We start from the raw sequence: 12,719 nt of genomic DNA on the forward strand, positions 1-12,719 counted from the left end.
TTATATTTTTGTCAATAACGTCGATTTATAGAGTGACAATTAGATGTTGTTATCCTGGCTTAGATGCCAGTTAAGTCTGTTCATACAAGAACAGGTTGGGTCAAAGATCAGCAAGCTGAGGAACCCCATGGCTTACTCTTATTCTGAAAAGAAACGTATCCGTAAGGATTTTGGTAAACGTCCACAAGTTTTGGACATACCTTTCTTACTGTCTACGCAGTTAGAATCGTTCAAAAAGTTCTTGAATCCGGACGCCGATGGTGATCATGGTTTGGAAGCAGCATTTCGTTCTGTTTTCCCAATCAAAAGCTATTCGGGAAATTCTGAGCTACAGTACGTAAGTTATCGTATTGGTGAGCCAGTATTCGATGTAAAAGAATGTCAAATTCGCGGTGTGACTTTTTCTGCTCCACTTCGCGTAAAACTTCGTCTTGTGCTAATGGATAAAGAAGCGCCAGGCACAGTAAAAGACATTAAAGAGCAAGAAGTGTATATGGGCGAAATCCCGCTCATGACAGATACCGGTACTTTTGTTATCAATGGTACTGAGCGTGTAATCGTTTCTCAGCTACACCGTTCACCTGGTGTATTCTTTGATAACGACCGTGGTAAGTCACACTCGTCTGGTAAAGTGCTTTATAATGCACGTGTTATTCCTTACCGTGGTTCATGGTTAGACTTTGAATTCGACGTAAAAGATAATCTTTACGTACGTATTGACCGTCGCCGTAAATTACCTGCGTCAATCATCTTACGTGCACTTGAATACACGACTGAAGAAATCTTAGATATGTTCTTCGAGACGACTGCATTCGAAGTGTCTAACGGCAAAGTATTAATGGAGCTAGTACCATCACGTCTTCGTGGTGAAACAGCGGCTTTTGATATTAAAGATGATGAAGGCGAAGTGTTAGTTGAAGCGGGCCGTCGTGTTACAGCACGCCACATCAAAACACTTGAAAAGAAAGAAATCAAACACCTTGAAGTACCGCATGAGTACATCATAGGTCGTGTGGTTGCTAAAAACTACGTTGATACATCAACAGGCGAAGTAATTGTTGAGGCAAATGCTGAGTTATCTCTTGAGTTGATGGCAGAGCTTGTAAAAGCCGGCCACACTAAGATCGATACCCTGTACATCAACGATGTAGACAGCGGTGCGTACATTTCTGATACTGTTCGCATTGATTCTACAAGCAACCGCCTAGAAGCATTGGTAGAAATCTACCGTATGATGCGCCCAGGTGAGCCGCCAACGAAAGATGCTGCTGAAGCATTATTCGATAACCTATTCTTCTCTGAAGAGCGTTATGACTTATCGACTGTTGGTCGTATGAAGTTTAACAGCCGTGTAGGTTACGATACAGATACAGGCCCGGGTACATTAAACAAAACTGATATTGTTTCTGTGATGAAGGTATTAATCGACATCAGAAATGGTAAAGGTGAAGTAGATGATATCGACCACCTTGGTAACCGTCGTATTCGTTCTGTTGGCGAAATGGCTGAAAACCAATTCCGTGTTGGTCTTGTGCGCGTTGAACGTGCTGTACGTGAGCGCTTAAGCCTTGGTGACCTTGATGCAATTATGCCTCAAGACCTCATTAACGCTAAGCCTATTTCTGCGGCAGTTAAAGAGTTCTTCGGTTCTTCACAGCTTTCTCAGTTTATGGACCAAAACAACCCGCTTTCAGAAGTAACGCACAAGCGTCGTATTTCTGCATTAGGTCCGGGTGGTTTGACACGTGAACGTGCTGGCTTCGAAGTACGAGATGTACACGTAACGCACTATGGTCGTGTTTGTCCAATCGAAACGCCAGAAGGCCCGAACATCGGTCTAATCAACTCATTATCAACGTATGCACGTACAAATGATTACGGTTTCTTAGAAACACCTTACCGTAAAGTTGTCGACAGCGTTGTAACAGATGAAGTTGATTACCTTTCTGCTATTGAGGAAGGTCAGTTTGTAATCGCACAGGCGAACTCAAACTTAGACGAAAATAACGAATTTATTGATGAGCAGATCCCGTGTCGTCACAAAGGTGAATCAACCTTTATGGGCCGCGCTGACATTCAATATATGGACGTATCTCCACAGCAGGTTATCTCTGTAGCAGCCGCGCTTATCCCATTCCTTGAACACGATGATGCTAACCGTGCATTGATGGGTTCAAACATGCAACGTCAAGCAGTTCCGACGTTGAAAGCTGATAAGCCGCTAGTAGGTACTGGTATTGAACTTACACTTGCGAAAGACTCAGGTGTAACCATCGTTGCAAAACGTGGCGGTGTAGTGAAATACGCTGATGCAAGCCGTATCGTTGTAAACGTTAATGAAGAAGAGCGTGTACCTGGTGAAGCCGGTATCGACATCTATAACTTAACGAAATACACACGTTCAAACCAAAATACCTGTATTAACCAAAAACCAACTTGTATGGTTGGTGAGCCGGTTGTACGTGGTGATGTACTTGCAGATGGTCCATCAACAGATTTAGGTGATTTAGCACTAGGTCAAAACTTACGTGTGGCATTCATGCCTTGGAATGGTTACAACTTCGAAGACTCGATTCTATTATCTGAGCGCGTTGTTGAAGAAGATCGTCTAACGACAATTCACATTCAAGAGCTACAGTGTATTGCCCGTGATACTAAGTTAGGTCCAGAAGAAATCACTGCAGATATTCCGAACGTAGGTGAATCTGCGTTAGGTAAGCTTGATGAATCAGGTGTTGTATATATCGGTGCTGAAGTTAAAGGCGGCGACATCTTAGTTGGTAAAGTAACTCCTAAAGGTGAAACACAACTTACACCGGAAGAGAAGCTACTGCGTGCCATCTTTGGTGAGAAAGCGTCTGACGTAAAAGACAGCTCTCTACGTGTACCAAACTCTGTAACTGGTACCGTCATCGACGTACAAGTATTTACACGTGATGGCGTTGAAAAAGATAAGCGTGCACTTGAAGTTGAAGACATGCAGCTTCGTGAAGCGAAAAAAGACTTCAACGAAGAGTTCAAGATCCTTGAAGGTGGTGTACTAAACCGTGCACGTAATTTACTTGTTCAAGCTGGTTTCAGTGAAGACAAAATTGCTGAGCTAAGCACTGAGAAGTTGCTAACGCAAAGCCTTGCTGACGAAGGTCAACAGTCTGAACTAGAGCAGCTAGCTGCACAGTACGATGAGCTTAAAGCCGAGTACGACAAAAAGTTTGAGAACAAGCGTCGCAAGATCACACAAGGTGATGATTTACAGCCTGGCGTACTTAAAATTGTTAAGGTTTACCTTGCCGTTAAACGTCGTATTCAGCCTGGTGATAAAATGGCTGGTCGTCACGGTAACAAAGGTGTTATCTCAACTATCGTACCTGTTGAAGACATGCCTTATGATGAAAAAGGTCGTACCGTAGACATCGTGTTGAACCCACTGGGTGTACCATCGCGAATGAACATCGGTCAGATCCTTGAAACGCATATGGGTCTTGCTGCGCGTGGTATCGGTGAGCGTCTTGAAGAAATGATGAAAGAGCAGCGTGAAATTCACGAATTGCGCGAATTCATCAAAAAAGCATACGAAGTCGGTGATTGTCGTCAGAAGGTAGATATTGCTAGCTTCTCTGATGATGAAGTCCAACGCTTAGCTGTAAACCTTAAAGGTGGTTTACCAATTGCAACACCTGCATTTGATGGTGCAAAGGAAAGCGAAATTAAAGAGCTACTTGAGCTAGGTGGATACCCATCAAGCGGTCAGGTTACGCTTTATGATGGCCGTACTGGTGATGCATTTGAACGTCAAGTAACCGTAGGTTACATGTACATGTTGAAACTTAACCACTTGGTTGATGACAAGATGCATGCGCGTTCAACTGGTTCTTACAGCTTAGTAACTCAGCAGCCACTAGGTGGTAAAGCTCAGTTCGGTGGACAGCGATTCGGTGAGATGGAGGTATGGGCATTAGAAGCATACGGTGCTGCCTATACACTTCAGGAAATGTTGACAGTTAAGTCGGATGACGTAAACGGTCGTACTAAGATGTATAAAAACATCGTTGACGGTAACCATAAAATGGAACCGGGTATGCCAGAGTCATTCAACGTATTGCTCAAAGAGATCCGCTCACTCGGTATCAACATCGAGTTGGAAGAACACTAATCCGATTGCCGCATCATTAAGGTGCGGCAGTGACTCTTAATTGAGTAACCGGATTAAAAGAATGTAGGGGTGAGCAATGCTTGCCCTCAAGATTAACCTCCGACAGGAGAGCTAAGGTGAAAGACTTACTTAAGTTTCTGAAGCAACAAAATAAGACCGAAGAATTCGATGCGATTCGAATTGGTCTTGCTTCACCAGACATGGTTCGTTCATGGTCTTACGGCGAAGTAAAGAAACCTGAGACAATCAACTACCGTACTTTCAAGCCTGAGCGTGATGGCTTATTCTGTGCCCGTATTTTCGGCCCAGTGAAAGATTATGAGTGTTTATGTGGTAAATATAAGCGCTTAAAACACCGTGGTGTGATCTGTGAAAAATGTGGCGTTGAAGTAACGCTAACCAAAGTACGCCGTGACCGTATGGGTCACATTGAACTAGCGAGCCCAGTGGCTCACATCTGGTTCCTTAAATCACTTCCGTCTCGTATTGGCTTAATGCTAGACATGACGTTACGTGATATTGAGCGTGTACTTTATTTCGAATCATTCGTGGTAACTGAACCTGGTATGACGACGCTTGAGCGTAGTCAGCTACTAGGTGAAGAAGAATACCTAGATGCATTAGAAGAGCACGGTGATGAGTTCGAAGCTAAGATGGGTGCTGAAGCAGTACTAGACTTACTTCGTGAACTTGACCTTGGTCAGTTAATCGCAGAAATGCGTGAAGAGTTACCAACAATTAACTCTGAGACTAAGCGTAAGAAAATCACTAAGCGCCTTAAGCTTATGGAATCTTTCCACCAATCAGGCAACAACCCTGAGTGGATGATCATGAGCGTGCTTCCGGTTCTTCCACCAGATCTTCGTCCACTAGTTCCACTAGATGGCGGACGTTTTGCGACGTCTGATCTGAATGACTTATACCGTCGTGTTATTAACCGTAATAACCGTTTGAAGCGTCTTCTAGACTTAGCGGCACCAGACATTATCGTACGTAACGAAAAGCGTATGTTACAAGAAGCGGTTGATGCGCTACTTGATAATGGTCGTCGTGGTCGTGCAATTACCGGTTCTAACAAGCGTCCACTTAAGTCGCTTGCAGATATGATCAAAGGTAAGCAAGGTCGTTTCCGTCAAAACTTACTAGGTAAGCGCGTAGATTACTCAGGCCGTTCTGTAATCACAGTAGGTCCTACGCTTAAACTTCATCAGTGTGGTCTTCCAAAGAAGATGGCATTAGAGCTATTCAAGCCATTTATCTACGGTAAACTTGAGCGTCGCGGCATGGCTACGACTATCAAAGCTGCGAAGAAGATGGTTGAGCGTGAAGTACCTGAGGTTTGGGATGTACTTGATGAAGTGATCCGTGAACACCCAGTATTACTTAACCGTGCACCAACACTTCACCGTCTTGGTATCCAGGCTTTTGAGCCGGTACTAATCGAAGGTAAAGCAATCCATTTACACCCATTAGTATGTGCGGCCTATAACGCCGACTTCGATGGTGACCAAATGGCGGTACACGTACCGTTGACAATCGAAGCTCAAATTGAAGCCCGTGCGCTGATGATGTCTACAAACAACATCTTATCTCCAGCGAACGGTGAACCAATCATCGTACCTTCACAGGACGTTGTATTGGGTCTTTACTACATGACGCGTGATCGCATCAATGGTAAAGGTGAAGGCATTGTCTTTAAAGATCAGAAAGAAGCAGAAAAAGCATACCGTACAGGTACTGCTGAACTTCATGCTCGTGTAAAAGTACGTATTACTGAAACACGCATTGATGAAGAAACTGGCGAGCGTTCTGAAGTAACAGAAATCATTGATACGACAGTGGGCCGTGCAATACTTTCTTTGGTATTACCTGAAGGCTTACCGTTTGAGCTTATCAACAAAGCATTAGGTAAAAAGCAGATTTCAAATCTTCTAAACGAGTGTTATCGCCGTTTAGGTCTAAAAGATACGGTAATCTTTGCTGACCAAGTAATGTATACCGGTTTCCATTATGCGATGAAGTCTGGTGTTTCTATCGGTATTAATGACTTGGTTATTCCACCAGTTAAAGGTGAAATCATTGAAAATGCTGAGGCAGAAGTAAATGAAATCAACCAACAGTTCCAGTCAGGTCTTGTAACTGCGGGTGAGAAATATAACAAAGTAATCGATATCTGGTCACGTGTTAACGAAAACTTATCACGTGAAATGATGGCGAACTTGTCGAAAGACACCGTTATCAATGCCAAAGGTGAAGAAGAAGAGCAACCGTCATTTAACTCAGTGTTTATGATGGCAGACTCTGGTGCTCGTGGTAGTGCCGCTCAGATCCGTCAGTTAGCGGGTATGCGTGGTCTAATGGCACGTCCAGATGGTTCAATCATCGAGACTCCGATCACAGCGAACTTCCGTGAAGGCCTAAACGTACTACAGTACTTCATCTCAACGCACGGTGCGCGTAAAGGTCTAGCCGATACAGCACTTAAGACAGCGAACTCGGGTTACCTAACTCGTCGTTTAGTAGATGTTGCACAAGATTTGGTTATCAATGATGACGACTGTGGCACATTAGACGGTCTAACAATGAAACCACTTATCGAAGGTGGTGATGTTGTTGAACCACTACGCGAACGTGTATTAGGTCGTGTAGTTGCTGAAGATGTTGTTAAGCCTGGTACTGACGAAGTATTGGTTGAGCGTAACATCATGCTTGACGAAAAGCTGTGTGACCTTCTAGAAGAGCACTCAGTTGACGAAGTACGCGTACGTTCTGTTATCACTTGTGATAACGACTTTGGTGTATGTGCTAAGTGTTACGGTCGTGACCTTGCACGTGGACACATCATCAATGCGGGTGAGTCAGTGGGTGTTATCGCTGCTCAGTCAATCGGTGAGCCAGGTACACAGCTTACGATGCGTACATTCCACATCGGTGGTGCGGCATCAAGAGCATCAGCAGAGAACAGCGTACAAGTTAAAAATAACGGTAGCATGAAGCTACATAATGCTAAGTATGTACTTAATACTGATGGCAAAATCGTTATTACTTCACGTTCAACAGAAATTACTGTTATTGATGAGCATGGCCGTGAGAAAGAGCGTTATAAAGTACCTTACGGTGCGGTATTAACAATCCAAGACGGTGCTGAAGTTCAAGGTAACGATGTTGTAGCAACATGGGACCCGCATAGTCACCCAATCATTCTTGAGCATGAATCAAAAGTGTCTTTCTCAGACATTGATGATAGCAATACAGAAGCCCAAACGGATGACCTGACTGGTTTAACACGTGTTGTTGTTAAAGATCTTTCTAAGGTTAACGCTAAAGAGCCTAAACTTATTGTTGAAAGCCAAGAGCGTGGCCTACAAGAAATTCGTCTACCATCATTCACGACAATTGAAATTTCTGATGGTGCAACTGCTGCACCGGGTCAAGCGTTAGCGCGTATCCCACAAGAAGGTTCAAAAACTCGAGATATCACCGGTGGTCTACCGCGCGTTGCGGACTTATTTGAAGCACGTAAGCCTAAAGAGCCAGCAATTCTTGCTGAGATCACAGGTACTATTAGCTTCGGTAAAGAGACCAAAGGTAAGAAACGTTTAGTTATTACACCAGACGAAGGCGATCATTACGAAGAGATGATCCCGAAATGGCGTCAACTTAACGTGTTCGAAGGGGAATCAGTGTCTAAAGGTGAAGTTATCGCCGATGGTCCTGAGTCTCCGCACGATATCTTACGTCTACGTGGTGTGACTGATGTGTCTAACTACATCGTAAACGAAGTACAAGAAGTATACCGTTTACAGGGTGTAAAGATTAACGATAAGCACATCGAAACAATCATCCGTCAGATGCTACGTAAGTGTATCATCCTACACGGTGGTGATACGGAGTTCTTAGCCGGTGAGCAAGTTGAAGTGGCACGAGTGAATATCTCGAACCGTGAACTTGAAAAGCAAGGTAAGATCCCAGCCAAGTTTGAAATACAACTTATGGGTATTACTAAAGCATCACTTGCGACTGAGTCGTTCATTTCAGCTGCCTCGTTCCAGGAGACAACACGTGTCCTAACTGAAGCTGCTGTAAATGGTAAGAGCGATGAACTTCGTGGTCTGAAAGAAAACGTAATCGTGGGTCGTTTGATCCCAGCGGGTACGGGTTTCTCTTATCACCAAGAGCGTATGGCACGTCGTAAGCAAGCTGAACAGCCTGTAGAAGAGCAAACTGTAAGTGCAGAAGAGGCAACTCAAGCACTAACAGATGCACTTAATGCGGACTTGTTAGGTGGTAATGAATAACATTTAGTTATTTATAAACCAAAAAAATGCCACTCGATTGAGTGGCATTTTTGATCTCAGAGAAGTTGAAATAGTATCGTGATTAAAACATGCCGTTGTTATTGGCAGATTCAGCTGGTATGGGTTGGATCACATCCCAGTGCTCAGCAATTTTACCGCGTTTGTTGACTCGGAAAATATCAACAGCAGCGTTACCCAGCTCACCACTGTTCTTGTCGTAATAATGTACATGTAGTACCACTAGATCGTCAGAAGAAATAACGCGTTTGATTTCTGCAACTTGACCTGGCACATAGGGAAGCCAGCTTTGTAATAGTTCTACTAGTGCAGCCCTTCCAGTTGGAATATTTGGGTTGTGTTGAATAAAGTTACGCGCTAAATATCGTTTTGCTGTTTCCTCAATATCCGCTCGTTCATTGAAAGTTTTATTCACAAATTCCACAACCAACGCCTCATTGCGAGCTGTCGTGCTTTGAATATAAGTATTCTCTTCTGCGATTGTTGGTAGGCTTATTGTACTCAAGCCAAGTGCACATGAAAGGGTGATATGTTTAAGTGGGTTAGCTATTTTCATCATTTTCCTTAATTAAAAATTCGCTCAATTGAGCATGAGCTGTTTAAAGTGTGATTTTTTCCAACGCTTTATGGGCGTTAAACTCGCGAGAATCTACGCTAGCGATCACGTTAAATTCCTTTAAGTGCATACCGCAAAAACCGATCACTTGCTTTAGCAACATACGCTTTAAGCGTCTATAACCACCCGTGATCCAGTAGTGAAAATATGGTCCACCATTGGTTGTAAATACTTTAACGTCTTTGCCTTTAAGCAAACCAATGGGTGCTCGATTGGTATATTTAAAGGCAAAGTTGACTGCGAAGTTCCAGTCGATGAAATTTTTTAAAATAGCTGGCATTGATCCCCACCAAAAGGGAAAGACAAATACAATTTCATCAGCGTTGTTGATTTTTTCTTGGAAGTAAGACATTGCAGGTGTTTTTTCGACTTTTGAGTACTTTTCAAATGTAAAGAAAGGTTGCTGATGCTCTTCTCTATACAGGTCGATTAGCTCTACTTTGTACCCCTTATCTTGGCAAAGCGATTGGTATTTTTTTGCGATACCGAAAGATAAGCTGGCCAATTTTGGGTTAGCTACAATTATTAGTACGTTTTTCATAGTTGGAGTATTCCTTCAATTATTATCTGATCATAGGGCGCGCATAGTGTGAACAGGACTGCAATATGGTGGCAGCCGGATATTAATATGTGTGCTCTATATCTGGTTAAGGTTGATCAGATTCTCGCTTCGCATTACGTAGCATCCAAACATAATCCAACCCTAAATATGGGATGAGCTCACCATTGGAGTCCTCAAATATCGCAGGATCTAGTGTGCCGGTGTAACCGTGGAATAGGTTTTGTTCATTGACCGTGCCAGGACCTCCTAAGACTGGCATTGGCGGACCAGTCAACCCTTTGGTAGCTGCAGCATGACAGCTAATACAAGACATGGTTTGTTGGTCAAATTTGTATTCAATACGCGAATTGGTCAAAAGAGTTGGTCTGCCTCGTGTGTCAACGAAACCAGTCTGTGTTCCCCGTAGTCTAAAGTATTTCCACTTAGTTCCTTCTAACTCGTAGCCCACAGGGATTTCATTACAAGACAGGTTATAGCTAGGGCATGCCGCACTATCTTTTGAAGGTACCTGCCAACCTAAAAATGCTTCTGGGTAGACTTGTGACCAGCGAGATTCATTATCGACATGCTCAAAGGTTGACCAAAACCATGTGGGATTTTCTTTTGACACTATATGAAGTGCGGTAAGCCCGTAAATTACGGTTTCGCCATTTCTGATTGCTTCATGCCAGTGATACCTTGGCTTATCAATTTCATTAATCACAACCCACGATGATTTAACGCTTTTAGAGCCCAGCGGAAAACTGAGATCTTCAACGCCATTTGCAACGAGTCGCTCCTGTTGGTCGAGGCTATAGAGTTTGTTGTCTCGCGTGTAGTTGTATTGAGTACGGTTAACATAGACGCCTTCATCTTCTTCTATACTGTAAACCCCTGATGGTAAGGCGATCACATTGCCTTGATCACAGCCTAGTTTCCAAGATTTTGGTGTTTGCGCATCCGCCAAAAATGTCTGAGTTTTCTCTCTCCATACTTCCCAAACAACAGGGCCCTCTTCCCCTAGCCATTTCTTTTTATTAGGCTTACATCGCTTTTCATTGGCAGGCCAGTTCAGGGATACAAAAAGCTGCCATGCATAATGGTCTGGGTCATTGAGCGCAGTTCTTGGATCATGAAGTTCACGCCAAGGTTTCTCTGGGTTCCATTTTGTAATTTTGAGATCTTGACTCTCTATTAAATGTTCACCATTGGCCGCTGCTGAGGCTATTGCTCCGATCCCTCCAAGCAAGAGCAGTAGCTGTGCTGAGCTGTTAACGTGTTTTATTAATTTATTCATACTTGCTATTCTCACACTTATTATTGATTTAGTTATGAATACACACTAAGTTTTGTATACGTTATTGATTTTATTTATTAGGCAACTTCGTCTTTAAGCATGATGTTTTTCATGCCGAAGTTGAATTGATTGACGCGATGGCAAAAAGTTTTCAGCACCGGGGGGGCATCCATACGATCTACAACAAGCTCAATGAAAATTAAGTGATCCCTGTTATTGTCAATATCAGCTAACGCCTGCTCTAGCTGTTCTACTGTTTGTACTTTGTGCTGTATGCACTTTGCTTTGGGTGCAAACACTTTGGGGAGGTTGACATAGTCCCATTGCGCAATGTCATTATAAGAAGAATCTTCTCCTAAAATATAACGTTCAATGGTGTAACCATCATTATTCACAACAAAGATGATTGGTTTTTGCTCTAAGCGGAGCATAGTTGACAGTTCTTGCGCTACAAGTTGAATAGATCCATCCCCAATAAACAGCATGTGTCTTGAATCTGGCTTAGCGGCCATACTACCTAATAGTGCAGGGAGCGTATATCCAATAGAGCCCCAAATTGGTTGGTTTAGTAGCTTTACACCGTCAGGCATTCTGATACCACTTACAGCGGCGCCAGCGGTACCATTTTCGGCTGCAATGATGTCATCGGCCTTAATTAAGTGTGCTACACGCTGCCATAGCTGTTCATGTGTTAGTTTACTTTGGGTTTCAGCTGGTAACTCTCGGTGATTATCACTTAGCCTAACTAGTTCAGATTTATGGGCGGATGCAGCGTCGTCACTATAGGTTGGTCTAGAAAGGTGCTCTAATAGCTCTGAACAGTTAATACCATTGAAAGTATTATTGCCAATCATAATTGAATATGGCTGCAGTTCAATACACACATCTTGGTTTAATTTGTGTGAGAAGTAGGCTGTTGTTGAGTCAACGAGACGTACGCCAATCGTAATAATGCAATCTGATTTGTCCACCAACGCGAGTAATTCAGGCCTTGAAAGGTCCCCTACATACGTACCTAGCCAGCCTTTGGTATTTTCGGACAGCGCACACTTTGCGGTAGGCATATTTGCAAAAGGGATTGAGTATTGCTCAGATAGTGCTTGCACCTGCTTCTCTAAACCAAAACGTTCTACCATTTGGTCAATGATGATCACCGGGTGTTGCGCAGATTTAACTTTTGAAACAAGTAAGTTAGCTGCTAAATTAAAATTTTCCTTGTCACTCGATACATGAGTGTTAAGGGTAATTGGCAGTGATACTTCAATTTCTATATCACAAATATCTGACGGTAATTGCAAGTAAACGGGCTTTTTCTCTTTTACGCAAGTAGCAAAAAGCCTAGGTATTTCGAAACTTGCGTTAGTGGGAGTGATCACTGCTTGTGCGACTGTAAACTCCTTAAAACAGTTCATAATATTTTCGAAGTTTCCATCAGCAAGTGTGTGATGGAGTAAAGCGTTATTATTCATCGAACTTAAAGGAGGTGTTCCAGATATGCAGACTACAGGTACAGACTCGGCATATGCGCCGGCAACGCCAGATAGGGCCGCTAAGTCTCCAACGCCATATGTTACAACAAGTCCACCAAGTCCATTGCTTCGAGCAAAACCATCAGCTGCATATGATGCATTGAGTTCATTGCAATTATTGATAAATGTCATGTCGTTCTTATCTTCAATAATTTCTAAGAAAGACAGGTTATAGTCACCTGGAACACCAAAAATACTATTTGTACCAAGCAAATAAAAATGCTGAAGAATATATTCTCCAATTGTGATTCTCATTCCTTCTCCTAA

6 protein-coding genes are annotated in these 12,719 nt (G+C 43.0%); 2 read left to right on the top strand and 4 right to left on the bottom strand.

Translation table 11 applies throughout. The features are described 5' to 3' along the window. Nucleotides 1-127 precede the first annotated feature (127 nt). Together rpoB and rpoC are read left to right on the top strand one after the other, a co-directional pair. Nucleotides 128-4,153: a DNA-directed RNA polymerase subunit beta gene (gene rpoB, locus BGP78_RS06655; RefSeq protein ID WP_119860666.1), complete on the top strand. Its 4,026-nt coding sequence runs from the start codon at nucleotides 128-130 to the stop codon at nucleotides 4,151-4,153. Nucleotides 4,154-4,269: 116 nt separating this feature from the next. Then, nucleotides 4,270-8,451, top strand: a complete 4,182-nt coding sequence (gene rpoC, locus BGP78_RS06660; RefSeq protein ID WP_119860667.1) for a DNA-directed RNA polymerase subunit beta' — start codon at nucleotides 4,270-4,272, stop codon at nucleotides 8,449-8,451. A gap of 82 nt (nucleotides 8,452-8,533) precedes the next feature. Here rpoC and BGP78_RS06665 read toward each other — a convergent pair whose 3' ends face one another. The 4 genes from BGP78_RS06665 to BGP78_RS06680 form a co-directional block, all read right to left on the bottom strand. Continuing rightward, on the bottom strand, nucleotides 8,534-9,025 hold the full coding sequence (locus tag BGP78_RS06665; RefSeq protein WP_182912237.1) for a nuclear transport factor 2 family protein: 492 nt from the start codon (nucleotides 9,023-9,025) through the stop codon (nucleotides 8,534-8,536). Nucleotides 9,026-9,068: 43 nt separating this feature from the next. After that, nucleotides 9,069-9,626, bottom strand: coding sequence for an NAD(P)H-dependent oxidoreductase (locus BGP78_RS06670; RefSeq protein WP_119860669.1), 558 nt, complete (start codon nucleotides 9,624-9,626; stop codon nucleotides 9,069-9,071). A 106-nt stretch (nucleotides 9,627-9,732) separates the two neighbouring features. Continuing rightward, on the bottom strand, nucleotides 9,733-10,923 hold the full coding sequence (locus tag BGP78_RS06675; protein WP_119860670.1) for a hypothetical protein: 1,191 nt from the start codon (nucleotides 10,921-10,923) through the stop codon (nucleotides 9,733-9,735). Between the two features lie 77 nt (nucleotides 10,924-11,000). After that, on the bottom strand, nucleotides 11,001-12,707 hold the full coding sequence (locus BGP78_RS06680; protein ID WP_119860671.1) for an alpha-keto acid decarboxylase family protein: 1,707 nt from the start codon (nucleotides 12,705-12,707) through the stop codon (nucleotides 11,001-11,003). Between the last annotated feature and the right edge of the window lie 12 nt (nucleotides 12,708-12,719).

Source organism: Pseudoalteromonas sp. MSK9-3, assembly GCF_003590335.1.
Classification (GTDB): Bacteria; Pseudomonadota; Gammaproteobacteria; order Enterobacterales; family Alteromonadaceae; genus Pseudoalteromonas.

Excerpts from the sequence above, each read along its gene's own strand:
- rpoB (WP_119860666.1), top strand. The coding sequence starts at position 128 with ATGGCTTACTCTTATTCTGAAAAGAAACGTATCCGTAAGGATTTTGGT.
- BGP78_RS06665 (WP_182912237.1), bottom strand. The coding sequence starts at position 9,025 with ATGAAAATAGCTAACCCACTTAAACATATCACCCTTTCATGTGCACTT.
- BGP78_RS06670 (WP_119860669.1), bottom strand. The coding sequence starts at position 9,626 with ATGAAAAACGTACTAATAATTGTAGCTAACCCAAAATTGGCCAGCTTA.
- BGP78_RS06675 (WP_119860670.1), bottom strand. The coding sequence starts at position 10,923 with ATGAATAAATTAATAAAACACGTTAACAGCTCAGCACAGCTACTGCTC.
- BGP78_RS06680 (WP_119860671.1), bottom strand. The coding sequence starts at position 12,707 with ATGAGAATCACAATTGGAGAATATATTCTTCAGCATTTTTATTTGCTT.